The sequence below is a fragment of the Litorivita sp. NS0012-18 genome (genome assembly GCF_040371945.1).
Classification (GTDB): Bacteria; Pseudomonadota; Alphaproteobacteria; order Rhodobacterales; family Rhodobacteraceae; genus Litorivita.
Window position 1 is genome coordinate 570,699 of record NZ_BAABWS010000002.1, and the last position, 22,813, is coordinate 593,511.

Annotated in this window: 29 protein-coding genes; 24 read left to right on the plus strand and 5 right to left on the minus strand. The window is 62.3% G+C overall.

What is annotated here, in order from left to right; all coding sequences use genetic code 11:
• Window positions 1-189: 189 nt before the first annotated feature.
• Together tig and ABWV64_RS12375 are read left to right on the plus strand one after the other, a co-directional pair.
• A complete protein-coding gene (gene tig / locus ABWV64_RS12370; RefSeq protein WP_353345643.1) occupies window positions 190-1,524 on the plus strand; it encodes a trigger factor in 1,335 nt (444 codons plus the stop codon).
• A gap of 327 nt (window positions 1,525-1,851) precedes the next feature.
• Entirely contained in the window at window positions 1,852-2,274 is a 423-nt protein-coding gene (locus tag ABWV64_RS12375; protein WP_353345645.1) for a DUF1330 domain-containing protein, read from the plus strand.
• A 74-nt stretch (window positions 2,275-2,348) separates the two neighbouring features.
• Here the strand turns inward: ABWV64_RS12375 and rplI are convergent, their stop codons facing one another.
• The 3 genes from rplI to rpsF are packed head-to-tail and all read right to left on the minus strand — an operon-like array spanning window position 2,349 to window position 3,650.
• Window positions 2,349-2,978 carry a 50S ribosomal protein L9 gene (gene rplI / locus ABWV64_RS12380; RefSeq protein ID WP_353345647.1) on the minus strand — a complete coding sequence of 210 codons (630 nt, stop codon included), beginning with the start codon at window positions 2,976-2,978 and terminating at the stop codon, window positions 2,349-2,351.
• A gap of 11 nt (window positions 2,979-2,989) precedes the next feature.
• On the minus strand, window positions 2,990-3,217 hold the full coding sequence (gene rpsR, locus ABWV64_RS12385) for a 30S ribosomal protein S18 (RefSeq protein ID WP_353345649.1): 228 nt from the start codon (window positions 3,215-3,217) through the stop codon (window positions 2,990-2,992).
• Between the two features lie 28 nt (window positions 3,218-3,245).
• A complete protein-coding gene (gene rpsF, locus ABWV64_RS12390; protein WP_353345651.1) occupies window positions 3,246-3,650 on the minus strand; it encodes a 30S ribosomal protein S6 in 405 nt (134 codons plus the stop codon).
• A gap of 381 nt (window positions 3,651-4,031) precedes the next feature.
• Between rpsF and ABWV64_RS12395 the strand changes: the two genes are divergently transcribed.
• Both ABWV64_RS12395 and ABWV64_RS12400 read left to right on the plus strand, forming a co-directional pair.
• Complete coding sequence (locus ABWV64_RS12395) at window positions 4,032-4,559, plus strand: hypothetical protein (RefSeq protein ID WP_353345653.1); 528 nt, start codon at window positions 4,032-4,034, stop codon at window positions 4,557-4,559.
• A 324-nt stretch (window positions 4,560-4,883) separates the two neighbouring features.
• The gene (locus tag ABWV64_RS12400; RefSeq protein ID WP_353345655.1) at window positions 4,884-5,486 is read left to right on the plus strand and encodes a YceI family protein; all 603 of its coding nucleotides are present in this window, start codon (window positions 4,884-4,886) and stop codon (window positions 5,484-5,486) included.
• 154 nt (window positions 5,487-5,640) lie between these two features.
• On the opposite strand, the gene ABWV64_RS12405 is transcribed toward ABWV64_RS12400, so the two are convergent.
• On the minus strand, window positions 5,641-6,882 hold the full coding sequence (locus ABWV64_RS12405) for a cytochrome b/b6 domain-containing protein (RefSeq protein WP_353345657.1): 1,242 nt from the start codon (window positions 6,880-6,882) through the stop codon (window positions 5,641-5,643).
• Window positions 6,883-7,133: 251 nt separating this feature from the next.
• On the opposite strand from ABWV64_RS12405, the gene fabD reads away from it, so the two are divergent.
• Together fabD and fabG are read left to right on the plus strand one after the other, a co-directional pair.
• The gene (fabD, locus tag ABWV64_RS12410) at window positions 7,134-8,075 is read left to right on the plus strand and encodes an ACP S-malonyltransferase (RefSeq protein WP_353345659.1); all 942 of its coding nucleotides are present in this window, start codon (window positions 7,134-7,136) and stop codon (window positions 8,073-8,075) included.
• Window positions 8,076-8,101: 26 nt separating this feature from the next.
• Window positions 8,102-8,839, plus strand: a complete 738-nt coding sequence (gene fabG, locus ABWV64_RS12415) for a 3-oxoacyl-[acyl-carrier-protein] reductase (protein WP_353345661.1) — start codon at window positions 8,102-8,104, stop codon at window positions 8,837-8,839.
• A gap of 78 nt (window positions 8,840-8,917) precedes the next feature.
• Here the strand turns inward: fabG and ABWV64_RS12420 are convergent, their stop codons facing one another.
• On the minus strand, window positions 8,918-9,370 hold the full coding sequence (locus ABWV64_RS12420; RefSeq protein WP_353345663.1) for an ABA4-like family protein: 453 nt from the start codon (window positions 9,368-9,370) through the stop codon (window positions 8,918-8,920).
• A 322-nt stretch (window positions 9,371-9,692) separates the two neighbouring features.
• Here ABWV64_RS12420 and ABWV64_RS12425 point away from each other — a divergent pair, with 322 nt between their 5' ends.
• The 18 genes from ABWV64_RS12425 (at window position 9,693) to ABWV64_RS12510 (ending at window position 22,813) form a co-directional block, all read left to right on the plus strand.
• Window positions 9,693-9,926: an acyl carrier protein gene (locus ABWV64_RS12425; protein WP_025048350.1), complete on the plus strand. Its 234-nt coding sequence runs from the start codon at window positions 9,693-9,695 to the stop codon at window positions 9,924-9,926.
• 283 nt (window positions 9,927-10,209) lie between these two features.
• Window positions 10,210-11,469 (plus strand): beta-ketoacyl-ACP synthase II, encoded by a 1,260-nt coding sequence (gene fabF / locus ABWV64_RS12430; RefSeq protein ID WP_353345666.1) that lies wholly within the window; start codon window positions 10,210-10,212, stop codon window positions 11,467-11,469.
• Window positions 11,470-12,630 (plus strand): endolytic transglycosylase MltG, encoded by a 1,161-nt coding sequence (gene mltG / locus ABWV64_RS12435; RefSeq protein ID WP_353345668.1) that lies wholly within the window; start codon window positions 11,470-11,472, stop codon window positions 12,628-12,630.
• 391 nt (window positions 12,631-13,021) lie between these two features.
• Complete coding sequence (locus tag ABWV64_RS12440) at window positions 13,022-13,363, plus strand: hypothetical protein (protein WP_353345670.1); 342 nt, start codon at window positions 13,022-13,024, stop codon at window positions 13,361-13,363.
• 19 nt (window positions 13,364-13,382) lie between these two features.
• Window positions 13,383-14,642, plus strand: coding sequence for a DNA-packaging protein (locus ABWV64_RS12445; protein ID WP_353345672.1), 1,260 nt, complete (start codon window positions 13,383-13,385; stop codon window positions 14,640-14,642).
• A 171-nt stretch (window positions 14,643-14,813) separates the two neighbouring features.
• Complete coding sequence (locus tag ABWV64_RS12450) at window positions 14,814-16,067, plus strand: phage portal protein (protein WP_353345674.1); 1,254 nt, start codon at window positions 14,814-14,816, stop codon at window positions 16,065-16,067.
• Window positions 16,060-16,293 (plus strand): GTA head formation protein, RCAP_rcc01685 family, encoded by a 234-nt coding sequence (locus ABWV64_RS12455; protein ID WP_353345676.1) that lies wholly within the window; start codon window positions 16,060-16,062, stop codon window positions 16,291-16,293. Before ABWV64_RS12450 ends, ABWV64_RS12455 begins: the two co-directional genes overlap by 8 nt.
• Before the next feature lie 56 nt (window positions 16,294-16,349).
• Window positions 16,350-16,910 (plus strand): HK97 family phage prohead protease, encoded by a 561-nt coding sequence (locus tag ABWV64_RS12460; protein ID WP_353345678.1) that lies wholly within the window; start codon window positions 16,350-16,352, stop codon window positions 16,908-16,910.
• A gap of 45 nt (window positions 16,911-16,955) precedes the next feature.
• Window positions 16,956-18,146 carry a phage major capsid protein gene (locus ABWV64_RS12465; protein ID WP_353345680.1) on the plus strand — a complete coding sequence of 397 codons (1,191 nt, stop codon included), beginning with the start codon at window positions 16,956-16,958 and terminating at the stop codon, window positions 18,144-18,146.
• Window positions 18,147-18,302: 156 nt separating this feature from the next.
• Window positions 18,303-18,908 carry a head-tail connector protein gene (locus tag ABWV64_RS12470; RefSeq protein WP_353345682.1) on the plus strand — a complete coding sequence of 202 codons (606 nt, stop codon included), beginning with the start codon at window positions 18,303-18,305 and terminating at the stop codon, window positions 18,906-18,908.
• On the plus strand, window positions 18,908-19,249 hold the full coding sequence (locus ABWV64_RS12475; RefSeq protein ID WP_353345684.1) for a head-tail adaptor protein: 342 nt from the start codon (window positions 18,908-18,910) through the stop codon (window positions 19,247-19,249). Before ABWV64_RS12470 ends, ABWV64_RS12475 begins: the two co-directional genes overlap by 1 nt.
• Window positions 19,246-19,653 (plus strand): DUF3168 domain-containing protein, encoded by a 408-nt coding sequence (locus tag ABWV64_RS12480; protein ID WP_353345686.1) that lies wholly within the window; start codon window positions 19,246-19,248, stop codon window positions 19,651-19,653. Before ABWV64_RS12475 ends, ABWV64_RS12480 begins: the two co-directional genes overlap by 4 nt.
• 56 nt (window positions 19,654-19,709) lie before the next feature.
• The gene (locus tag ABWV64_RS12485; protein ID WP_353345688.1) at window positions 19,710-20,126 is read left to right on the plus strand and encodes a phage major tail protein, TP901-1 family; all 417 of its coding nucleotides are present in this window, start codon (window positions 19,710-19,712) and stop codon (window positions 20,124-20,126) included.
• Between the two features lie 3 nt (window positions 20,127-20,129).
• A complete protein-coding gene (locus ABWV64_RS12490) occupies window positions 20,130-20,456 on the plus strand; it encodes a gene transfer agent family protein (RefSeq protein ID WP_353345690.1) in 327 nt (108 codons plus the stop codon).
• Window positions 20,453-20,662: a rcc01693 family protein gene (locus tag ABWV64_RS12495; protein ID WP_353345692.1), complete on the plus strand. Its 210-nt coding sequence runs from the start codon at window positions 20,453-20,455 to the stop codon at window positions 20,660-20,662. Before ABWV64_RS12490 ends, ABWV64_RS12495 begins: the two co-directional genes overlap by 4 nt.
• Complete coding sequence (locus ABWV64_RS12500; RefSeq protein ID WP_353345694.1) at window positions 20,649-21,239, plus strand: phage tail tape measure protein; 591 nt, start codon at window positions 20,649-20,651, stop codon at window positions 21,237-21,239. Before ABWV64_RS12495 ends, ABWV64_RS12500 begins: the two co-directional genes overlap by 14 nt.
• Before the next feature lie 57 nt (window positions 21,240-21,296).
• A complete protein-coding gene (locus ABWV64_RS12505; protein ID WP_353345696.1) occupies window positions 21,297-21,929 on the plus strand; it encodes a phage distal tail protein, Rcc01695 family in 633 nt (210 codons plus the stop codon).
• Window positions 21,929-22,813 (plus strand): phage/gene transfer agent baseplate hub protein, encoded by an 885-nt coding sequence (locus tag ABWV64_RS12510; RefSeq protein WP_353345698.1) that lies wholly within the window; start codon window positions 21,929-21,931, stop codon window positions 22,811-22,813. The genes ABWV64_RS12505 and ABWV64_RS12510 overlap by 1 nt, the downstream gene beginning before the upstream one ends.

Below are 22,813 nucleotides of genomic sequence, written 5' to 3' on the forward strand. Positions count from 1 at the left end.
GGGATTTCAAAAACCTGCGCCGCGCGCCGCCAAAGACTGCGCGCGGGGGCGCAGGGCGCAAAAATGCCCGCCTTGCGCCTTGCTGCACAAGACTCTGCTTGCATGCGCCGCGCGCCGCACCTAGAAGGGCGCTTGATTTATATAGGGGCGCGGAGCGCCTCGCCGGATGAAGATGTAAAGGACGAGAACATGCAGGTCACCGAGACCCTCAACGAAGGCCTCAAGCGCGCCTATTCGATCACCGTCACCGCGGCGGAGCTCGATGCCAAAGTCAACGAAAAGCTGGTCGAAGCGCAGCCCGAAGTCGAAATGAAGGGCTTTCGCAAGGGCAAGGTCCCGATGGCGCTTTTGAAAAAGCAATTCGGCCCGCGCGTTTTGGGCGAAGCCATGCAAGAAGCCGTTGACGGCGCCATGTCCGAGCATTTCGAAAAAACCGGTGATCGCCCCGCGATGCAGCCCGACGTCAAAATGGCCGATGGCGAGAACTGGAAAGAGGGCGACGACGTTCTGGTCAATATGTCCTACGAAAAACTGCCCGAAATCCCCGAAGTGGATCTGGCCAAGCTCAAGCTTGAAAAACTCGTCGCCAAGGCCGATGACGCTGCAGTGGACGAGGCGCTCGCCAATCTGGCCGAAACCGCCCAAGATTTCGCAGACCGCAAAAAAGGCTCCAAGGCCAAAGACGGCGATCAGGTCGTGTTTGATTTCCTCGGCAAAGTCGATGACGTCGCCTTCGACGGCGGCTCGGCCGAAGATTACCCGCTGGTGCTTGGTTCCGGCAGCTTCATCCCCGGTTTCGAAGAGCAGCTTGTCGGCGTGAAAGCGGGCGAGGAAAAAGCCGTCACCGTGACCTTCCCCGAAGATTACCAAGCCGAAAACCTCGCCGGTAAAGAGGCCGTGTTCGATTGCACCATCAAAGCGGTCAAAGAACCCAAAGCCGCCGAAGTGAACGACGAATTGGCCAAGAAATTCGGTGCCGAAGACCTCGCCGCGCTCAAGGGCCAGATCGCCGAGCGCCTTGAGGCCGAATATGCCGGTGCCGCGCGCGCCTTGATGAAGCGCGAGCTTCTCGATGCGCTCGACAAAGAGGTCTCTTTCGACCTGCCGCCCTCCTTGGTCGAGGCCGAAGCCGGTCAGATCGCGCACCAGCTGTGGCACGAGGAAAACCCCGATGTGACCGATCACAACCACGATCCCATCGAGCCGACCGCCGAGCATAACGAATTGGCCGAACGCCGCGTGCGCCTTGGCCTTCTGCTCGCCGATCTGGGCCAGAAAGCCGAAGTCGAAGTGACCGACGCCGAGATGACCCAAGCGATCATGAACCAAGCCCGCCAATATCCGGGTCAAGAGCGTCAGTTCTTCGAGTTCATCCAGCAAAACCAGCAGATGCAACAGCAGCTGCGCGCGCCTTTGTTCGAGGATAAGGTTGTCGATCACGCTTTCTCGCTGGCGAAAGTCACCGAAAAAGAGATCAGCAAAGACGATCTGCAAAAAGCCGTCGAGGCGCTCGACGACGAATAATCCGCGCGCCGGATCGATATCTATTGCGAAGGGCCGCCCGTTCGGGGCGGCCCTTTTGCGTTGCGGCTCCGGCACCCGCCCGCGCGGGACATTGCGGCGCGATCTTGCCAAAGTCCCTGACAAAAGACCCTGACAAGACCATGCGGGCGCGGTTCGGGCGCAGGAGGGCTTGTCATCCCCCCGCGCGCCGCGCCACACTGCGCCTTATCGCCGGTGCGCGCCCCGATGGCGGGGCCGTTTCGCACCGACGCGATACCGACAAAATACCGACGTGATACCGACGCGCCAAAACGGCGCTCGGCCCGCGCCGCGCGAGGGAGGAAGAACATGGACTATCTGGGGTTCGACAAGGCCACATTCGAGGCCTTCAAAGCCGATGATCGGGCAGGGCCGATCCATATGCTCAACTTGGTCAAACTCAAAACCACCGCCACCTATGAGGACGGCAGCACCTGCAGCGGCGCCGAGGCCTATGCCGCCTATGGCCGCGAGAGCCAGCCGGTGTTCGACCGCCTCGGCGGGCGCATCGTGTGGCGCGGCAAGATGGAGCTGATGGTCATCGGGCCCAAGGACGGATCGGAGGCTTGGGACCTGTGTTTCATCGCCGAATATCCCAGCCCCGCCGCATTTGTCGAAATGGTCTATGACCCGCAATATCGTAAGGCCATGCGCCACCGCCAAGCGGGCGTGCAAACCTCGCGTCTGGTGCGGATGATGCCGCAAGAGGCGGGCGAGAATTTCGGCCAGTAACCGCCTGCGCGGCACGTAAAAAGGGCCGCGCATCTCTGCGCGGCCCTTTGAATTTATCGTTGCATTGAAAAGGCTTACGCCTCTTCTTCGCCCTCGGCAGGGGTCTCTTCGGCAGGGGCGGCTTCGACCAGTTCGTCGTCCTCCGCTGCGGCCGCGCCGATGTCTTCGAACAGCTCGGCGATCTCGAATTCCGCTTCGGCTTCCGCCTCGGCTGCGAGCTCTTGGATCGATTTGCCCGAGGCCTGCAATTCGGCTTCTTCCACCGAACGCGCGACGTTCATGACGATGGTCACGGTGACTTCGGGGTGCAGCTTGACCGACACGTCGTGCAGGCCGAGGTCTTTGATCGGGTTGATCAAAGCGACCTGCTTGCGGTCCACCGAGAAGCCTTCGGCGGTGGCGGCTTCTGCGGCGTCACGCGGGGTGACCGAACCGTAGAGCGAACCGGCGTCAGAAGCCGAGCGGATGACGATGAACTGCTGCCCATCGAGCTTGGCGCCCAGTGCATCGGCTTCTTTTTTGGTCTCAAGGTTGCGCGCTTCGAGCTGCGCTTTTTGCGCTTCAAAGCTTGCCACATTGGCCGAAGAGGCGGTCAACGCCTTGCCCTGCGGCAACAGGTAGTTGCGCGCATAGCCGGATTTGACGTCAACGACGTCACCCATTTGGCCAAGCTTGGCCACACGTTCGAGAAGGATAACTTGCATGTGCTTTCTCCTTACTTCACGGCGTAGGGAAGCAGGGCGAGGAAGCGGGCGCGTTTGATGGCGCGCGACAGCTCACGTTGCTTCTTGGCCGAAACGGCGGTGATGCGCGACGGAACGATCTTGCCACGCTCAGAGATATAGCGCTGCAGCAGTTTCGTGTCTTTGTAGTCGATCGCAGGTGCATTGTCGCCCGAGAAGGGGCAGACTTTGCGGCGGCGGAAAAACGGTTTGGTAGCCATTGTTTAGCGTCCTTTTCTCAAGCGTTGATTAGCGACGGTCGCCGCGATCACCGCGGTCGCCACGATCACCGCGGTCTCCACGATCACCGCGCGGGCCGCGGTCACGTTCGTCACGTTTTTGCATTTGCACCGAGGGACCCTCGGCGTGCTCGTCAACCTTGATGGTCAGAACGCGCATGACATCGTCATGCAAACGCATCAGGCGCTCCATTTCTTGCACGGCAGCGGCGGGCGCGTCCGAGCGCAAGAAGGCATAATGGCCTTTGCGGTTCTTGTTGATTTTGTAAGCCATCGTTTTGACGCCCCAATACTCGTGATCCACGAGTTTGCCGCCGTTGTCGGCGAGGACGGTGCCAAAATGTTCGATAAGGCCTTCAGCTTGCGTGTTGGACAAGTCCTGACGCGAGATGAATACATGCTCATAAAGCGGCATGTGCTCTCCATTCATTTTTCAGGCGCATTTCATAGGACGGGCAAGACCACCGTGTCGCGGCCCATCCACGAGAGACTGCGCGGTTCAATCGATTTGCGCACGGTGAAGGCGCCTCTTAGCTCGGATTTATCTGCCGCGCAAGGCCTGCTGTGCCTCTTGGGGGCGCGCCGTCGCGGGCCGCTATATATAGCGGTGAAAACGGGTCTCGCGGCGCAAGCGTCGCATGAATGCCACAGCTTGCGCAGCGGTCGCGATTTGACCCGATGGCTGCCTCATTTCCGTCCAAATCTTAACCCAAGGTTAACCACAACAACAGCGCCACGGCCAAAGTGCCATGCAAACAAAGGCGCAGCAGTGAAGAAACCCGAAAGGAAACCCGTTATGTCCGCGATGTCCGATATCATGCTTGAACCGCGTGTCGATGCTATGCCGCGCAAGGCCCGCTCGAAACGGACCGGCCGCGATATTGTTCGGGTGGTCGGCTCGCCAATGGTGCGCGCCGCGTCGATCTTCTTTGGCGTTGTGTTGATCACCTCCGCAGGCGGGTTGTGGCTCGTCGCGCCGGGCGGTTGGGACGCAGAGCAAATGTTGATCCGATTGGTGATTTCGATGCTGCTTTTGGGCGCGGGTCTCGCGGTGATGCAGCCGGGGCGTCAAGGCACCACCCCCGAGGTGCATCTTGATCCGGCGCGCGCCGAGATGGTGCTTTATAATGTGTCTTGCGACGGCGCCCGCCGCGAGATCGCGCGCTACAGCTATGATGAACTCGGCTCGGTGGACTTTCGCAATGATCTGCTGCGCGCGACGGATGCGGATGGCAATACGTTGATCGAAATGGCGATGGCCGAGCAGCGTGATCTTGATGAATTGCAGCGCGCGCTCGGGGCGGCTTTTGCCCGCGCGGCTTGACGCGCAAAAACGATACTGCGCGGCTTGACGCGCAAAAACGATACTGCGCGACTTGACGCGCAAATCGTAAAGCGCGGCCGGACGCGCCAGACCCTGACATAACCTCCCCAAGACTTCAGACCCGCCTTGTGCGGGTCTTTTTGTGTCTCAAGGCATAAATCGCCGCCCCAAAGGCGCGCGCACCGGCGGCCCGCCGCCTATGGCGGGGCGAGCATGCGCGCCTGTGCGCACAAACTGTTGATTTTCGTGCAATTGCGAACATGTGATAAACAAGTACACCTGTGACCAATATTAACTCCAATCCCGATGGGAAGGATGACCCGTATGAACTTGTTTACCTCGCCTTTGAAAACCACCGCTCTGGGCGCCGCGCTTGCCGCTACTTTGGCCGTTGGCGCGACCGCTGCCTCCGCAGCCGCCGAGAAATATGTGCTCGACGCCAGCCACAGCCAGATCGTGTTCAGCTATAACCACCTTGGCTATTCGACCAACTATGGCATGTTCTCCGGCTTTGAAGGTGAAATCATGCTCGACGCCGAAGATCCTGCGGCCTCGTCGGTCACCGTCTCCTTTCCCGTCACTTCGATGCTGACCGGCTGGGAAGGCCGCTTCAACCACTTCATGGGCGATGATTTCTTTGGCAAGGCCGACGAGACCGTCACCTTCACCTCGACCGCGATCGAAGTGACCGGCGAGAAGACCGCCAAAATCACCGGCGACCTGACGCTCAACGGCGTGACCAAACCCGTTGTTTTGGATGCGGTGATGAACCAGTCGGGCGAACACCCGATGGCCAAAAAGCCTTGGGCCGGTTTCAGCGCGACCACATCGGTCAAGCGCACCGATTTCAACGTCGGCGCTTTTGCGCCCTACGTTTCCGACGAGGTGCAGATCATGATCTCGATCGAGGCGATGAAAGCCGAATAAACCGTACAGACGGTAACGATGCGAAAGGCCGCTCCTGAACGGGGCGGCCTTTTTTTGTTTGCGGGTTTGTGGTGATGAGTGTCGAGCGCCTCGCGCAGCGATGCGCAGGGTGTGTTGCCCCCGTAACCGACAAGCAGAGGCAAGAGCGCGCGCGTTACGGCGCGCGCACCGCCGTCACGCCCACGGTGACATCGACGCCAAAGCCCAGACTGCTTTCGTCGTCCATCTTCATCCCGATCCCGAAATCACGCCGGTCCAGCCGCAGCGCCCCTTGCATCACCGCTGTCTCGCCATCAATCGCCAAGGTGAAGGGCAGGGCCAGCGGCACCGAATTGCCCTTGATGGACAGCGTGCCTCGGGCCTCCAGCGCGCCGTCGGCCTCGATGATGTCGGCGGCAAAGACGGCGGTAGGATGGGCGGCTGCGTCAAAGAAATCGGCCCCGAGCGCTTGGTCGGTGACCGAGCCGAGCGACAAGGAGGCGATGTCGATGCGCACCTCGACCGCGCCTTTTTGCCCGCTCGCTTGCGGATCATAGGTGATATCGGCCTGCCATGCGCCGAAATTGCCGCTCACTTCGGAGCCGAATTGCTGCACCGCGATGGCGATTTGCCCTTCTTGCACCTGCCATTGGTTTGCGGTGGCGGGGGGTGTGGCGGAAGGGGCCGCCGCCGTCACCGATGCGCGCGCGGGTGGGGTTTCATTGGGGGCGAGCCGAGCAGAGGACCATCCGACCACCAAAGTTGCGCCCAAAAGCACGGCGGCGATGGAGGCAGGCAGCAGATGCGAGGGCTGCTGCGCCGAGGGCTGCGCCCCGCCGCCGCGCGGCAGCATCCGGCGCAGGGTCGCGTCCTTGTCGATCACATGGTGTTTGAGCGCCCCCGCGATATGCAATCCGATCGCGACGATCATCAACCGCCCCGACAGGAAATGCACCACTTCGGAGGCCTCGGCGACCGCCGCCGATTGCGTCACAAAGGGCAGGCCTTGGCCAAAGGGCCACCAGATCGGCGCGAAGCCCGAGGTCGCCGCGTGGTGGACCCATCCCGACAAAGGCACCAGAACCATCGTGCCGTAGAGCGTCCAATGCACCCCTTCGGCCAAAACCGCCTCCAGCTTGTGATTGCCGTTCAGCAGCCCAGGTTTGGGTTGGCTAAAGGCCCAAAGGATGCGCCCGAGCGCGACGAAAAACGCCGCCACGCCAAGGGTTTTATGCAAGGAAAACAACATCGCCACCCGCGCCACCGTCGCCGCATCGGCCCCGCCGCTGCGCAGCGCATAGGACATCTCATGGGCAAGCCAGCCGACGGGGATAGCGGTCAAGATCAACAGGGCGGTGAGCCAGTGAAAGCTCTTGGTGACGGTGCCATAGCTTTGCGGCGTATTGGAAAGGGACATGGGGCTTCCTGCTATAAAGATATATCGAATGACGGGTTTGCCTCACATTACCCCGCCGCGCCGCGCAAGAGTATCGCCATTCGCGCACAGCATCGGGCGCATGGCGCACAGGTGTTCATCTGCGCACTCCCCCCTTTGGCGGCGGGGCGGCGCGGGGCGGCGCAGGGCCGCGCGCGCCCATGTTGCCAAGCGCGCCGCGCCGCGCTATCCCCGATCCAAAGCGATAACGAGCACGAACGGAGGCCTAGACCATGAGCCGCGCATTGATTTTCCCCGGGCAGGGTGCCCAAACCATCGGCATGGGCAAGGCCTTGGCCGAGGCCTATCCCGCCGCCAAAGCGGTGTTCGACGAGGTCGACGAGGCGCTTGGCGAAAGCTTGAGCAGCCTGATCTGGGAGGGCGATCAAGACACATTGACCCTGACGCAAAACGCCCAGCCTGCGCTCATGGCGACCTCGCTGGCGGCAATGCGCGCGCTGGAGGCCGAAGGCGTGGTTTTGGCCGATGTGGCCGCCTATGTGGCGGGGCATTCGTTGGGTGAATATTCCGCCCTCGCGGCGGCGGGCGCCTTTAGCGTCGCGGATGCCGCACGGCTGTTGCGCACCCGAGGCAAGGCCATGCAAGAGGCCGTGCCCGTCGGCGTCGGCGCCATGGCGGCCTTGCTGGGCCTCGATTTCGAAACCGCGCAGGCCGTGGCCGAAGAAGCGGCGCAGGGCGAAGTGTGCCAAGCGGCCAATGACAATGATCCGGCGCAAGTCGTCGTCTCCGGCCATAAGGCCGCTGTCGAACGCGCCTGCGAGATCGCCAAGGCCAAAGGCGCCAAACGCGCGCTTTTGCTGCCCGTGAGCGCCCCGTTCCATTGCGCCCTGATGGAGCCTGCGGCCCGCGTCATGGCAGGCGCGTTGGGCGAGGTCGATATCAACCGCCCCGCCGTGCCGGTGGTGGCCAATGTGCGCGCCGATGCGGTCAGCGATCCGAGCGTGATCCGCGCGCTTTTGGTCGAGCAGGTCACCGGATCGGTGCGCTGGCGCGAAAGCGTTTTGTGGATGGGCGCGCAGGGCGTCACCGAAATGTGGGAGGTCGGCGCAGGCAAGGCCCTGAGCGGCATGGTCAAACGCATCGACCGCGCGATTGCGCCGATGAACATCGGCACCCCCGAAGACGTGCAGGCCGTAGCGGCCACTCTGGCGTGATAGATAACCAAAGAAAGACGCGACATATGTTTGATTTGACTGGAAAAAATGCGCTGATCACCGGCGCTTCGGGCGGCATCGGCGGACAGATCGCCAAGGCGCTGCACGGCGCGGGCGCCACTGTGGGCCTGTCGGGCACGCGGGTCGAGCCTTTGGAGGCTTTGGCGGCCGAACTTGGGGATCGCGCCCATGTGCTGCCGTGCAACCTGTCGGACGGCGCGGCGGTGGATGCCCTGCCCAAACAGGCGATCGAGGCGATGGGATCGGTCGATATCCTCGTCAATAACGCAGGCATCACCCGCGACCAGATTTTCATGCGCATGTCCGACGATGAATGGCAATCGGTGCTCGATGTGAACCTGACCGCGACCATGCGCCTGTGCCGCGGTGTGATGCGCCCGATGATGAAGGCGCGTTGGGGCCGGATCGTCAATATTTCGTCCATCGTCGGCGCCACCGGTAATCCGGGGCAGGCGAATTATGCCGCCTCCAAGGCGGGTATGATCGGCATGACCAAATCCATCGCCTATGAGGTCGCCAGCCGCGGCATCACCGCCAATGCCGTCGCGCCCGGATTTATCGCCACGGCGATGACCGACAAATTGACCGATGATCAAAAAGACAAGATCAACGTGCAAATCCCCGCCGCCCGTATGGGCACCCCCGAAGAGATCGCCGCAGCGGTGCTTTATCTGGCCAGCCCCGAGGCGGGCTATGTCACGGGCGCGACCTTGCACGTCAATGGCGGTATGGCGATGCTTTAGGGCCGCGCTCACGTCGCAACGAGATTGACGTCGCAACGAGATTGAAAAGGGCGCGGCCAAGGCTGCGCCCTTTGGCGTTCAATCGCCGTCGTCCAAGGCGATCCCATGCCCCAAAGCCGCGCGCCGCAGCAGATGCCAAACCAGCCCCAAAGGCGCGAACACAAAGCAAAGGCCCAAGGCGGGCAGAGTGCCCAAATGGCCCATCGCGCGCCGCGCCGCATCGCGGGCCACCCAAGCTCCGACAAACAGATCAAAACAGATGAAATGCGCCCATGCGGTCAGGGCGCCGACGGGATGCGAGAAGAGCGCCATAACCCCTGTCAGCGACCCCATCGCGGCCCCTTCGGCGGCATATCCGAGGAAAACCGCCGAAAAAAGCAAGGCGCCATAGAGCGCGCCCAAGATCAAGGGCACAAGGCCGGAATGCACATAGGCCCGCGTCATTCGCGCCTTGGGTGCGCCGATGAGCAAGGCCCATGCGGGCAGGACCGGCAAATGCATGGCGATAAATAATGTGTCATATGAAAGCATTACGTTACATACCTCAGGTTGCGGCAGGGGTTTGTCGAGCAGATGTCACTAAGGTTTCCCTATCGTCAACACGCCCGCGCACTTGCGCCAAACCCGCCCCGCGCCCAGTTAAGACAAAGCGTTTGCCAATCGCGCACCATGTGCTATAGGCGGCGACAGAACTGTTCTTGCACCCATATCTTGTGTGCAAGGATATGTCACCCGCGCGGCGGGATCGAAGAGAACCGCCTCTCGGGGCACCAATAGGCCGCTTTGCTGATCACATCAGGAGGCGGCAACCCAAAACGGGCCGCAGCGCCCAGACCAGTTATGAGGACTTGACATGAGCGACGTCGCAGACCGCGTGAAGAAAATCGTTGTAGAGCACCTTGGTGTGGAAGAAGACAAGGTCACCGAGAACGCGTCGTTCATCGACGATCTGGGTGCAGACAGCCTCGACACCGTCGAGCTGGTCATGGCGTTCGAAGAAGAGTTCGGCATCGAAATTCCCGATGACGCCGCCGAAAACATCCAGACCTTCGGCGACGCCGTTAAGTTCATCAAAGAAGCCTCCTAAGGCTTTGCCGCCGCCCCTTGCGGGCGCGCGATATGTGATCGCAGCCCCTGCCATACCGGCGGGGGCTGTTTTCGTTTCGCGCGGGGGAATCGCGGGGCGCAGGAGCCTATGCAGTGGTGCGCCGCGCCGCCGATACATCATAGGGTAGAGCCGCGCGGATCGCCACGCCGCGCACAAAAAACTGTAAAGCACTGCAAAACCCCGCCGATAGACGCCCCACGCCTCTTGCCCCTATGCCCCAAGGCAAGGTATGCACGAGGCCAATGAAACGGGGAGGCATCATATGCGCCGAGTAGTTGTCACAGGTCTTGGGTTGGTCACGCCGCTGGCTTGCGGAGTGGAAGAGACGTGGAAGCGTTTGCTTGCCGGTCAATCCGGCGCCGATACCATCAAACAATTCGATGCCAGCCATCTGGCCACGGATTACGCTTGCGAAGTCAAACATGGCGACGGCACCGACGGCACATTTAACGCGGACGACTGGATGCTTCCAAAAGAGCGCCGCAAGGTCGATGATTTCATCCTCTACGGCATTGCCGCCGCCGAGCAGGCCGTGCAAGACGCCGGATGGAAGCCCGAAGACCGCGAAGGCCAGATCCGCACCGGCGTGATGATCGGCTCGGGCATCGGCGGGTTGAACTCGATTGCCGAAACCGCCGTGATGATCAAGGAACGCGGCCCGCGCCGCGTCTCGCCCTTCTTTATCCCTGGCGCGCTGATCAACCTGATCTCGGGTCAGGTGAGCATCAAATACGGCTTCAAAGGCCCCAACCACGCGGTTGTCACCGCCTGTTCCACCGGTGCCCATGCCATCGGGGATGCGGCGCGTTTGATCCAATGGGGCGATGCGGATGTGATGATCGCCGGCGGCGCGGAATCCTCGATCTCCGAGATCGGCATCGCGGGCTTTAATGCCTGTAAGGCCTTGAGCACACAGCATAAAGATGATCCGAAAAAGGCCTCGCGCCCCTATGATGCAAACCGCGACGGTTTTGTGATGGGCGAGGGTGCGGGGGTTGTCGTGCTTGAAGAATACGAGCACGCGGTGGCGCGCGGCGCGAAAATCTACGCCGAGGTTCTGGGCTATGGATTGTCGGGCGATGCCTATCACATCACTGCCCCCGCCGAAGACGGCGATGGCGCTTATCGCGCGATGGAGGCGGCGCTTGGCCGTGCGGGGCTGGAGCCTTCTGCGGTGGATTACATCAACGCGCATGGCACCTCGACCATGGCCGACACCATCGAATTGGCGGCGGTCGAGCGGCTTTTGGGCGATGCGGCGGCCAATGCCACCATGTCCTCGACCAAATCCTGCACCGGCCACCTGTTGGGCGCGGCGGGCGCGATCGAGGCGATTTTCTCGATCCTCGCGATCCGCGATCAGGTTGCTCCGCCGACGATCAACCTCGACGATCCGGCGGTGGAGTGCAAACTCGACCTCGCGCCGAACGTCAAGCGCGAACGCAAGATCGACGTGGTCCTGTCCAACAGCTTCGGCTTTGGCGGCACCAATGCCAGCCTGTGCATGGGAAAGTTGCGCTAAATGTGGAAAGCCCTCGCCTCGAACGCGATCACTTTGTTGATCGTCATCCTCTTCCTTTTGGGCGGGGTGATTTTGTGGGGGCAAAGCGAATATAACGCCCGAGGGCCGCTGGATCAGCAAATCTGCCTGCGCGTTCCTTCGGGCGGAAGCATGTCGCGCGTCAGCAAGGATCTCGCCAAAGAGGGCGCGATCAGCAGCGGCACGATTTTCCGTGTGGGCGCGGATTATACCGACAAAACTCAACAGCTTAAGGCGGGAAGCTACCTCGTCCCTGCGGGCGCGAGCATGGCGCAGATCGTCGATATCGTCACCCGCGGCGGGGCCAGCACCTGCGGCACCGAGATCGTGTATCGCATCGGCGTGACCCGCGCCTCGGTGCAGCTGCGCGCGCTCGATCCCGCGACCAGCCGCTATGTCGAAGAGGCCTCCTATAACCCCGCCGAAGAAGAGGCACCCGAGGCTTTGGTTAAAGCCGCCGAGGCTGGCGATGTGCGCTTTCGCGTGGCGCTGGCCGAAGGCGTGACCAGCTGGCAAGTGGTCGAAAACCTCAAATCCATCGATGTTCTGACCGGCGAGATCGGTGATCTGCCCGCCGAGGGCAGCCTTGCACCCGACAGCTATGAAATCCGCCGCGGCACCGCGCGGGCCGATTTGATCGCCAAAATGCAAAGCGCGCAGCAAGCGATCCTTGCCGCCGCATGGTCCGAGCGCGACGACAACCTGCCGGTCAAAACACCCGAAGAGGCCCTGATCCTCGCCTCCTTAATCGAAAAGGAAACCGGCGTGCCCGAAGAGCGCCGCCAAGTGGCCAGCGTCTTTGTCAACCGGCTGCGCCAAGGCATCAAATTGCAAACAGACCCCGCCGTGATTTACGGGATCACCAAGGGGCAGGGCGTGTTGGGCCGCGGCATCCGTCAAAGCGAATTGCGCCGCGAGACGCCGTGGAACACCTATGTGATCCCAGCCTTGCCGCCGACCCCGATCGCCAACCCCGGCCGCGCCAGCATCGAGGCGGCGCTCAATCCCGACACCACGCCCTATATCTTCTTTGTGGCCGATGGCACCGGCGGTCACGCCTTTGCCGAAACCTTGGCCGAGCATAACGCCAATGTCGCCAAATGGCGCCAGATCGAAGCCGAACGGGCCAAGCAATCGGAATAGGCCCGCCTGCGTTTCGAGGTTTAGCTTTGCGAAAAGCCCCGCCATGGCGGGGCGTTTTGTTAACCCTTTGGCGGCGCAAACTGATCCGGCGGGTTTTGCGAAAGCGCGCTCGCAAAGGCGTTTCACAGCAAGGGCTTAGGGCCGGTTTGCGCGTCTGTCGGGCGAAGACCCGCGCCGCAGGGCTCGCCTCTAAAGTGCCAAAAAACCTAAAGATAACGAACGCTTAGACGGCGCGCCTGTTGCGAAATCGCTTGACTTTGCGCGCGTTCTCGCCTATAAGTTGTGACATGCTGGAAGAAGTGACGAAGCGGCCAAGGGGGCATCCCCTCGGGCCGCTTTTTTGTTTCCTCATACACGGTGGGCAAACGCACCCAAAGAGGCAGAGCAACCCATGACCATGATTACCTCGCAAGAGGGACCCTCGTCGCTGGACAACAGTATCAGCGAGGTTGAACTCCAGTTGATGGACCTCAGGTCCGATCTTCGGGAAATGCAAATGCGGATCCGCGCCGGTGACGTCGCGGGGCTGAAAGACACCAGCAAAGCCATCTCCGATATCCGGCAATGGCTCAAAATCGCACATGAAACGGAGCAACTCCATGAAGAACGCCGCAGGAAAGAAAAAGGCATCGTTAACGATTACGCCCTCGATTTTGACGAGGCCCGATCTCAGATCAGGTGCCGCTTGGATCGCCTCCGCCGAACCTGCGGTTCAGGACGCCTTCCTAAATGAACTCAGCGAGGGAGAGCTTTTGGCTCTCCCTTATTTGTTCGAGTTCTGGGCTTTGGACCACCAGATGCCGCCCGAGGGCGATTGGCGCTCTTGGGTGATCATGGGCGGGCGCGGCGCGGGCAAAACGCGTGCAGGGGCCGAATGGGTCCGATCCATGGTCGAGGGCGCGCGCCCGCTCGACAAGGGGCGCTGCTCGCGGCTGGCGCTTGTCGGCGAGACCATTGATCAGGTGCGCGAGGTGATGGTCTTTGGCGAGAGCGGCATTCTCGCCTGCTCGCCTCCCGACCGGCGCCCCGAATGGCAGGCCAGCCGCAAGCGGCTCTTGTGGCCCAACGGGGCGACGGCGCAGATTTTCTCGGCCCATGATCCCGAAAGCCTGCGCGGTCCGCAGTTTGACGGGGCCTGGGTGGATGAGCTGGCCAAATGGAAGCGCGCCCAAGACACATGGGACATGCTGCAATTCGGTTTGCGCCTTGGCGAGACGCCGCAGGTCTGTATCACCACCACGCCGCGCAATGTCGGCGTGCTCAAGCAAATCCTCGCCTCGCCCTCGACCGTGACAACCTCGGCCCCGACCGAGGCGAATGCGGCCTTCCTTGCCGACAGCTTCCTCGAAGAGGTGCGCGCGCGCTATGCGGGCACGCGGTTGGGGCGCCAGGAACTGGATGGAGTTCTGCTTGAGGATGCCGAAGGGGCGCTGTGGACCACGGCGATGCTGGCAGAGCATCAGGTCGAGGCCGTGCCGGAGTTCGACCGGATCGTCGTCGCCGTCGATCCGCCGGTCAGCGGCAAGGACACCTCCGATGAATGCGGGATCGTGGTGGTGGGGGCCTGCACCCAAGGCCCTGTCCACGACTGGAAGGCCTATGTGCTCGAAGATGCCTCGATCGGGGCGGCGACCCCGACGCGGTGGGCCACCGCCGCCATCGCCGCGATGGAGAAATGGGGCGCGGAGCGCTTGGTCGCCGAAGTGAACCAAGGCGGCGATCTGGTCGAATCCGTCATTCGGCAGGTGGACCCGATGGTGCCGCTCAAGAAGGTGCACGCCAGCCGCGGCAAGGTCGCCCGCGCCGAGCCGGTTTCGGCGCTCTACGAGCAGGGGCGGGTCAAACACCTGCGCGGATTGGGGCAGCTTGAGGATCAGATGTGCCGCATGACTGCGCAAGGCTATGAGGGCAAAAAAAGCCCTGATCGCGTTGATGCATTGGTTTGGGCGCTGACGGAATTGATGATTCTTCCGGCCGCAAAATGGCGCCGCCCGCAGGTGCGCGCGCTCTAGTTTAGCCTCTTTAACCATTTGATAGGCATCTTCTCCCCAAGCCAGAGGGCAGCGAGCCAATGCGGATCACCGCCGCATCGTTGCCCTCGGACCCCATCGACCCCGCCCGCCACCGCGCAGGGTGGGCGCGGCACCATCGCCGCATCGCGCAAGATCCAAGAGGAGCACCGAATGACGGTTTTTGATTTCTTTCGCCGCGGCGAAGCCACCCAAGTGCCCGAGCAAAAGGCCAGCGCCACCGGTCCGGTGGTCAGCTATCACAGCGCCGGCCGCGTGGCATGGAGCCCGCGTGATACCGTATCGCTGACCCGCACGGGCTTTGCCGGTAACCCTGTCGGGTTTCGCGCCGTCAAACTGATTGCCGAAGCGGCCGCCGCATTGCCTTTGGTCTTGCAAGACGCAAACACCCGCTATGACAGCCACCCGATGTTGCGCCTTGTCGAGAGCCCCAATCCGGCGCAGGGCCGCGCGGAATTGTTCGAGGCGCTCTATGGCCAGCTTCTGCTGTCGGGCGATGCCTATCTGGAGGCCGTGGGCGGCGCGGATGGCACACCGGTCGAATTGCATGTGCTGCGCTCGGACCGGATGAGCCTCGTGCCCGGGGCGGATGGATGGCCCGTCGCCTATGATTACACCGTCGGCGGGCGCAAGCACCGCTTTGACGTGGCCAGCGGTCATCCCAGCGTCTGCCATATGAAGAATTTCCACCCGCAAGACGATCACTACGGCTTTAGCCCGATGCAGGCCGCCGCCATGGCCATCGACGTGCACAACAGCGCCAGCCGCTGGTCCAAAGCCTTGCTCGACAATGCGGCGCGGCCCTCGGGCGCGATTATCTACAAAGGCTCCGACGGCGCGGGCAGCCTCTCGCCCGATCAATACGACCGTTTGGTCAACGAGATGGAGAGCCACCACCAAGGCGCGCGCAACGCAGGGCGTCCGATGCTGCTCGAAGGCGGGCTGGATTGGAAGCCGATGGGGTTTTCGCCCTCGGATATGGAATTCCAGAAAACCAAAGACAGCGCCGCGCGCGAGATTGCCGTCGCCTTTGGCGTGCCGCCGATGTTGCTTGGGCTGCAAGGCGATTCCACCTACGCCAACTACCAAGAGGCCAACCGCGCCTTTTACCGGCTGACGGTATTGCCCTTGGCGACCCGCGTCGCGGCGACCGTGGCCGATTGGCTGTCGGGGTTCACCGGCGAGGATCTGCGCCTCAAACCCGATCTGGACCAAGTGCCCGCCTTGGCCGCCGAACGTGATGCGCAATGGAAACGCGTGGCGCAGGCGACATTCCTGACCGCCGCCGAAAAACGCGCCATTCTTGGCCTTCCGCCGATTGATGCGGATGCGGTGGTCGAAGAGGCCGCGATGGAGGCGGCGGCTGATGCGGCGGCATCGGATGCGGCGGAGCAGCGCGATGAGTGACGAAAGCCACCGCTTCGGACTGGAGCCGTTTGATTGCGCCCCCGGCCTGCGGTTGCAAGCCCATGAACGGGTCAGCGATTTGCACGTCAAGGCGCTCAACACGCGTCTCGACAAGCTGGACCAGACGATGGAGCGCCTTGAACGGCGGTTGTGGCTGACGGTTTACGGCGTTGTAGGCGCGATCCTCGGGCAGGCGTTCCAATCCTTTGTCGCGGCGGCGCAATGAGCGGCGCGCGGATCGGCCAAAGCGGCCAAGGCATTTGCGAAACGAAAGGACAGACTATGGATATCGACACGGAGCTTGAGCGCAAGTTTTGCCGCTTTGACGGCGAATTGACCGTCGCCGAGGGCACCAAGATCGAAGGCTATGCCTCTTTCTTCGGGGCCTGCGACCAAGGCGGCGATGTGGTGCAAAAAGGCGCCTATGCGCAAAGCCTCAAACGCCTCAAGACCGAGGCGCGTTCGGTGAAAATGCTCTGGCAGCATGATCCGGCGCAGCCCATCGGCATCTGGGACGAGGTGCGCGAGGACGGGCGCGGGCTTTATGTCAAAGGCCGTTTGCTCGACAGCGTCGAGAAGGGGCGCGAAGCGGCGGCCTTGATCGAGGCGGGGGCCATTGATGGCCTGTCGATCGGCTATCGCACCGTAAAGGCGACAAAGAATACCAAGGGCCAACGGCTCTTGACCGAACTGGAGCTTTGGGAAGTCTCGCTTGTGACCTTCCCCATGCTTCCCAGTGCGCGGGTGGGGGCGAAGGGCGAAAGCCTTGAGCGCGATGCCCTGCGTGATCTGGCGGCGGCCATCGAGGACGCCCGCCAGTCCATGGCGCAAGACAGGCGCTGATCGCAACCTAACGCAACCAAACGCAACCGACCAAGGGGACGTTTTATGACGCAGACCGAGAGCAAGTCTCGGACCGGAGAAGCTTTGTCTCCGGTCTCCGAGGTGAAGTCGGCCATGATGGGTTTCATGAGCGACTTCAAAGGCTTCCGAGCCGACATTCACAACCGACTTCAACAACAAGAAGAGCGACTGACCATGCTTGACCGTAAATCTACCTCCGCCGCACGTCCGGCTCTGGCCGCTTCGGCCGATTTCGACGCCCCCCACCAGAAAGCGTTCAACGCCTATCTGCGCGGTGGTGATGATGATGCCCTGCGCGGCTTGATGCTGGAAGGCAAATCCATGTCCACTGCCGTCAATTCCGATGGCGGCTACCTTGTCGATCCGCAGACCGCAGAGACCGTGAAATCGGTGCTCAAATCTACCGCGTCGATCCGCGCCGTGGCCAATGTGGTCAACGTCGAGGCGACCTCCTACGACGTGCTGGTCGACACCTCCGACATCGGCTCGGGCTGGGTGACAGAAACCGGATCCCTGACCGAAACCGCGACCCCGACCATCGACCGCATTTCGATCCCGCTCTATGAGCTCTCGGCCCTGCCGAAAGCCTCGCAGCGCCTGCTCGACGACGCGGCTTTTGACATCGAAGGCTGGCTCGCGGCACGGATCGCCGACAAATTCTCGGCCGCCGAAGCTGCCGCCTTTATCAACGGCGATGGCATCGACAAGCCGACCGGCATCTTGAACCACACGCAGGTCGACGAGGCGAGCTGGACCTGGGGCTCTTTGGGCTATGTTGCCACCGGCACCGACGGCGGTTTTGACGCCACCAATCCGGCCGATGCGATCATCGAACTGGTCTATGCTTTGGGTGCGCAATACCGCGCCAACGGCACATTCGTGATGAATTCGAAAACCGCTGGCCAAGTGCGCAAGCTCAAGGATGCCGATGGTCGTTTCTTGTGGTCCGACGGTCTGGCGGCGGGCGAGCCTGCACGCCTGATGGGCTATCCGGTGCTGATCGCCGAGGACATGCCCGACATCGCATCGGACGCGGCGGCGATTGCCTTTGGCGATTTCGAGGCGGGCTACACCATCGCCGAACGTCCCGATCTGCGCGTCATGCGTGATCCCTTCTCGGCCAAGCCTCATGTTCTCTTCTACGCGACCAAACGCGTGGGCGGTGACGTGAGCGATTTCGCCGCGATCAAACTGCTGAAATTCGGCATTGCCTAAACGGGCATAGCCGATGTGGCGGCGGGCGCGTCCCGCCGCTGCGTGCACGGCGTCTTCACCAAAAGGCGTTGTCCAGCTGCTCCCCTCCGTCCGAGCAACGCGGAGGCGCCGTGCGCATATTCTTTTCGGGGAAAGGCAAATTTGCGGAGTGATCCCATGATGTTAATCGAAGAAAGCGCGGTGCCGCAAAGCGCCCTTCCGCTGGATGAATTCAAAGACCACCTGCGCCTTGGCACGGGGTTTGCAAACTCTGGTCTGCAAGACGCGGTGCTTGAAAGCTTCCTGCGCGCGGCCATTGCAGCCATCGAGGCGCGCACCGGTAAAATACTGATCACGCGCGATTTTTCGTGGACGCTGAGCTGTTGGCGCGATCAATCGGGGCAAGCCTTGCCCGCCGCGCCCATCACTGCCGTGACCTCGGTCGAGATGACCGATGCGGGCGGCACGGTGAGCGTGCTTGACGCGGCCAGCTACTACCTCGAGCAAGATCAACAACGCCCGCGCCTGCGTGCAAAATCCGGCCTTTTGCCCTTGGTGGCCTTGGGCGGTTCGGTGGAAATCCGCTTCACGGCGGGCATCGGGGCAAGCTGGGGCGATTTGCCAGCGGATCTTGGGCAGGCGGTGCTGCTCTTGGCGGCGCATTACTACGAATACCGAAGCGAGACCGCCCTTGGCAGCGGCTGCATGCCCTTTGGCGTCACCTCCTTGATCGAGCGCTATCGCACGGTGCGGATTTTGGGCGGCAAAGGGGGCGCGGTCTGATGGCAGAGCTTCCTCACCTGAGCCGCGCCTTGCTGCTGGAAACGCCGATCCGCACGCCCGATGGGGCAGGGGGATTTGACGAGGTCTGGCAAGAGCTTGGCACGCTTTGGGCCGATGTTACCGCCGCCGGCGGGCGCCAACGCACCGGTGCGGCCACGGCGGTGTCCGATGTCGGATACCGGATCATCGTGCGCGCCGCGCCGCATGGCAACCCGCAGCGCCCGCGCCCCGAGCAGCGGTTTCGCGAAGGCACGCGGGTGTTCAATATTCTTGCTGTGGCCGAGGACGATGCCTCCGGCCGCTATCTGACCTGCTATGCAAATGAGGAGCTTGTGCCATGAGCTATGTCATATCCGCCTCCTTGCAATCGGCGGTGTTCACCGCGATTTCCAATGATGCGGCGGTTACCGGCCTTGTCGGCAGCGCCATTTTCGATGCGCTTCCTGCGGGCACTTTGCCGGCGCTTTATGTCAGCCTCGGGCCCGAAACGGTGCTTGATGCTTCCGACATGGACGGCGACGGCGCGCTGCATAAATTCGACATCTCGGTCGTGACCACGGACCAAGGGTTCCAAAGCGCCAAGGAAGTCGGCGCGGCGATTTGCGACGTGCTTGTCGATGCGGACCTGCCGCTGGCACGTGGCACATTGGTCAGCCTCGGGTTCGACCGCGCCGTCGCGCTGCGCGAAGAAAACGGCACCGTGCGCCGCATTAACCTCACATTCCGCGCGCGGGTCGAAGCTTAGGCCAACCCGCCCGCGACATCATCCAAACCACCACCCACCATTTCGGAGTGACGAGCATGACAGCCCAGAACGGCAAGGATCTTTTGATCAAAGTAGACATGACTGGCGATGGCCAGTTCCAGACGGTGGCGGGTCTGCGCGCCACGCGGATCGCCTTCAACGCCGAAAGCGTCGATGTGACGTCGCTCGAAAGTCAGGGCGGCTGGCGCGAGCTTTTGGGCGGCGCGGGGGTGCGCTCGGCCACGATCACCGGCTCGGGCGTGTTCAAGGATGACGCGACGGACGAACGCGCGCGGCAGATTTTCTTTGACGGCGAGACACCGGATTTTCAGGTGATCATCCCCGATTTCGGCATCGTCGAAGGGCCGTTCCAATTGGCCTCGGTGGAATACGCCGGATCGCATAATGGCGAGGCGACCTATGAATTGTCGCTCTCTTCGGCGGGGGCGCTGCTCTTTACGGCGGCGGTCTAAGTCATGGCGAACCCTTGGACGGGCGAGGTCAGCCTCGTCATCGACGGAGAGCGGCGGGTTCTGAAACTGACTTTGGGGGCCTTGGCCGAGCTTGAGGACAGCCTCGAGGAGGGCACGTTGGTGACCCTCGTCGAGCGCTTCGAGGCCGGCGCGTTTTCCAGCCGCGATGTGCTTGCGCTCATTGTTGCGGGGCTGCGCGGTGGCGGCTGGTCCGGCACCAGCGCCGATTTGCTCAGCGCCGAAATCGCGGGCGGGCCGATGGGCGCGGCCAAAGCGGCGGCGCAGCTCTTGGCGCGGGCCTTCATGTTGCCCGAGGACCGCGCGCGGTGACGGGCTTTGACTGGCCCGTGTTGATGCGGGCGGGGATCCACGGGCTTGGCCTGTCCCCGCGTGAATTTTGGCGCCTGACCCCGGCCGAGCTGCGGCTGATGCTGGGCGAGGGCGGCGGGGTGGTCCCGCTGGCGCGATCGCGGCTCGACGAGCTGCTCAAAGCCTATCCCGATGCCGAAGGAGGCAAGAACGATGAGTCAATTTGACGGTTTGGACAATCTGGACATGCAAGTGTCCGCATTGGAGGCCACATTGGGCGATGCCGCCGTGGTCGCGGCCAGTTTCAACGAGGAACTGCGCACAATCCGCACCACGCTTTCGGGCACGCAAACCGATGTGGCGACCTTGGAAAAGGGGCTCAGCCGCGGTTTGCGCAAGGCCTTTGATAGCGCGGTTTTCGACGGCGCGCGCCTGTCCGATGTGTTGCGCGAGGTGGCGCAGACCATGGCCAACACGGCCTATAATCAAGCGCTCAAACCCGTCACCGACCAAGTCGGCAGCACCATCGCCCAAGGCATCGGATCGCTCGTCGGCGCGGCGATGCCCTTTGGCAATACCGGTCTGTTTGGCGGCGGGAAAAACGCGGCGGCCATGGGCTATGACAGCTCGATGAGTTCGGTGATGAGCGCCTCGGAGCGCCAAAGCAAGACCCAGCAGGTCGCCGCCCCCGTCAGCGTGGTGATGAATATCTCCACCCCCGATGCGGCCAGCTTCCAGCGCAGCCAAGCGCAGATCGCCGCCGAAATGTCGCGCGCGCTCAGCCGCGGGCAACGCAACCGCTAACAGCAAACAGACCGGCGCGCGGGCCGCGCGTCCATACGGATTTTGAGGAGCACGACAATGGGATTTCATGAAACGCGGTTTCCCGCTTCGCTCAGCTTTGGCTCTGTCGGCGGGCCGGAGCGGCGCACCGATGTGGTGACGCTGGCCAACGGATACGAGGAGCGCAACACGCCTTGGGCCCATTCGCGCCGCCGCTATGATGCGGGCGTCTCAATGCGCAGCCTTGACGATATCGAGACCTTGATCTCGTTCTTCGAGGCCCGCAACGGGCAGGTGAACGGCTTTCGCTGGAAGGATTGGGCCGATTACAAATCCTGCCCCGCCTCGGCCGATATCACCTATGACGATCAGGTGATTGCCATCGGCGACGAGATCAACGCCAGCTTTCAATTGACCAAAACCTACCGCTCCGGCGATCAAAGCTATATCCGCCCGATCACCAAACCGGTGCGCGGCACGGTGCGCGTCGGTGTGGCGGGCGACGAGATGCAAGAGGGTATCCACTATGAGGTCGATACCGCGACGGGGATTATCACCTTTGTGCATCCGCCCAACGAAGGCTTTGAAATCACGGCCGGATTCGAATTCGACGTGCCGGTGCGTTTTGACACCGACCGGATCCAGACCTCGGTCTCTTCCTTTCGTGCGGGCAATGTGCCCTCGGTGCCGGTGGTCGAGGTGCGCGTGTGATGGCCTATTCCGAAGCGTTCAAATCCCATCTCGCCTCTGGGGCGACCACGGTGTGCCGCACATGGGCGATTATCCGGCGCGATGGCACGGTGTTCGGCTTTACCGATCACGACCGCGACCTGACCTTTGACGGGATCACCTTCAAGGCCGACAGCGGGCTGACTGCGATGGCTTTGGCGCAATCCACAGGCCTGTCGGTCGACAACAGCGAAGCCATCGGCGCATTGCGCGCGGCAGCCATCACCGAGGCCGATATCGAGGCGGGCCGTTTTGACGGGGCGCAGGTGGTGTCGTGGCTGGTCAATTGGGCCGATATCTCGCAACACGAGACACAGTTTCGCGGCTCGATCGGTGAATTGCGCCGCACCAACGGGGCTTTTACCGCCGAATTGCGCGGGCTGACCGAGGCGCTGAACCGTCCCATGGGGCGGGTCTATCAAAAGCCCTGCAGCGCGGTTCTGGGCGATGCGGCCTGCGGGTTTGACCGCGCGGCGGCAGGGTTTTTCGCCGATGTTGCGGTCGAGGCGGTCGAAGAGCGGCAGGTGTTCCGCTTTGACGGGCTGACCGGTTTTGACGTCGCATGGTTCGAACGCGGCCGCATGATCGGGCAAAGCGGTGCCTGCGCAGGCCTGACCGGTATGATCAAACGCGACTATTTTGACGAGGAAACCCGCGTCATCGAGCTTTGGGCGCCGATGCGTGCGCCGATTGTGGCGGGCGATATGATCCGCATCGAGGCGGGGTGTGACAAACGCATGAAAACCTGCCAGCTCAAGTTCAACAACCTGCTCAATTACCAAGGGTTTCCTGACATTCCTGGCGATGACTGGACGGTGATCCCGCCCAGCCAGAGCGGCACCACCGGCGGCGGGAGCCGTCGCTGA

What these genes read in the sequence shown, in the direction of transcription:
- tig (WP_353345643.1), top strand. Translation starts at nt 190, where the DNA reads ATGCAGGTCACCGAGACCCTCAACGAAGGCCTCAAGCGCGCCTATTCG.
- ABWV64_RS12375 (WP_353345645.1), top strand. Translation starts at nt 1,852, where the DNA reads ATGGACTATCTGGGGTTCGACAAGGCCACATTCGAGGCCTTCAAAGCC.
- rplI (WP_353345647.1), bottom strand. Translation starts at nt 2,978, where the DNA reads ATGCAAGTTATCCTTCTCGAACGTGTGGCCAAGCTTGGCCAAATGGGT.
- rpsR (WP_353345649.1), bottom strand. Translation starts at nt 3,217, where the DNA reads ATGGCTACCAAACCGTTTTTCCGCCGCCGCAAAGTCTGCCCCTTCTCG.
- rpsF (WP_353345651.1), bottom strand. Translation starts at nt 3,650, where the DNA reads ATGCCGCTTTATGAGCATGTATTCATCTCGCGTCAGGACTTGTCCAAC.
- ABWV64_RS12395 (WP_353345653.1), top strand. Translation starts at nt 4,032, where the DNA reads ATGTCCGCGATGTCCGATATCATGCTTGAACCGCGTGTCGATGCTATG.
- ABWV64_RS12400 (WP_353345655.1), top strand. Translation starts at nt 4,884, where the DNA reads ATGAACTTGTTTACCTCGCCTTTGAAAACCACCGCTCTGGGCGCCGCG.
- ABWV64_RS12405 (WP_353345657.1), bottom strand. Translation starts at nt 6,882, where the DNA reads ATGTCCCTTTCCAATACGCCGCAAAGCTATGGCACCGTCACCAAGAGC.
- fabD (WP_353345659.1), top strand. Translation starts at nt 7,134, where the DNA reads ATGAGCCGCGCATTGATTTTCCCCGGGCAGGGTGCCCAAACCATCGGC.
- fabG (WP_353345661.1), top strand. Translation starts at nt 8,102, where the DNA reads ATGTTTGATTTGACTGGAAAAAATGCGCTGATCACCGGCGCTTCGGGC.
- ABWV64_RS12420 (WP_353345663.1), bottom strand. Translation starts at nt 9,370, where the DNA reads ATGCTTTCATATGACACATTATTTATCGCCATGCATTTGCCGGTCCTG.
- ABWV64_RS12425 (WP_025048350.1), top strand. Translation starts at nt 9,693, where the DNA reads ATGAGCGACGTCGCAGACCGCGTGAAGAAAATCGTTGTAGAGCACCTT.
- fabF (WP_353345666.1), top strand. Translation starts at nt 10,210, where the DNA reads ATGCGCCGAGTAGTTGTCACAGGTCTTGGGTTGGTCACGCCGCTGGCT.
- mltG (WP_353345668.1), top strand. Translation starts at nt 11,470, where the DNA reads ATGTGGAAAGCCCTCGCCTCGAACGCGATCACTTTGTTGATCGTCATC.
- ABWV64_RS12440 (WP_353345670.1), top strand. Translation starts at nt 13,022, where the DNA reads ATGACCATGATTACCTCGCAAGAGGGACCCTCGTCGCTGGACAACAGT.
- ABWV64_RS12450 (WP_353345674.1), top strand. Translation starts at nt 14,814, where the DNA reads ATGACGGTTTTTGATTTCTTTCGCCGCGGCGAAGCCACCCAAGTGCCC.
- ABWV64_RS12455 (WP_353345676.1), top strand. Translation starts at nt 16,060, where the DNA reads ATGAGTGACGAAAGCCACCGCTTCGGACTGGAGCCGTTTGATTGCGCC.
- ABWV64_RS12460 (WP_353345678.1), top strand. Translation starts at nt 16,350, where the DNA reads ATGGATATCGACACGGAGCTTGAGCGCAAGTTTTGCCGCTTTGACGGC.
- ABWV64_RS12465 (WP_353345680.1), top strand. Translation starts at nt 16,956, where the DNA reads ATGACGCAGACCGAGAGCAAGTCTCGGACCGGAGAAGCTTTGTCTCCG.
- ABWV64_RS12470 (WP_353345682.1), top strand. Translation starts at nt 18,303, where the DNA reads ATGATGTTAATCGAAGAAAGCGCGGTGCCGCAAAGCGCCCTTCCGCTG.
- ABWV64_RS12475 (WP_353345684.1), top strand. Translation starts at nt 18,908, where the DNA reads ATGGCAGAGCTTCCTCACCTGAGCCGCGCCTTGCTGCTGGAAACGCCG.
- ABWV64_RS12480 (WP_353345686.1), top strand. Translation starts at nt 19,246, where the DNA reads ATGAGCTATGTCATATCCGCCTCCTTGCAATCGGCGGTGTTCACCGCG.
- ABWV64_RS12485 (WP_353345688.1), top strand. Translation starts at nt 19,710, where the DNA reads ATGACAGCCCAGAACGGCAAGGATCTTTTGATCAAAGTAGACATGACT.
- ABWV64_RS12490 (WP_353345690.1), top strand. Translation starts at nt 20,130, where the DNA reads ATGGCGAACCCTTGGACGGGCGAGGTCAGCCTCGTCATCGACGGAGAG.
- ABWV64_RS12500 (WP_353345694.1), top strand. Translation starts at nt 20,649, where the DNA reads ATGAGTCAATTTGACGGTTTGGACAATCTGGACATGCAAGTGTCCGCA.
- ABWV64_RS12505 (WP_353345696.1), top strand. Translation starts at nt 21,297, where the DNA reads ATGGGATTTCATGAAACGCGGTTTCCCGCTTCGCTCAGCTTTGGCTCT.
- ABWV64_RS12510 (WP_353345698.1), top strand. Translation starts at nt 21,929, where the DNA reads ATGGCCTATTCCGAAGCGTTCAAATCCCATCTCGCCTCTGGGGCGACC.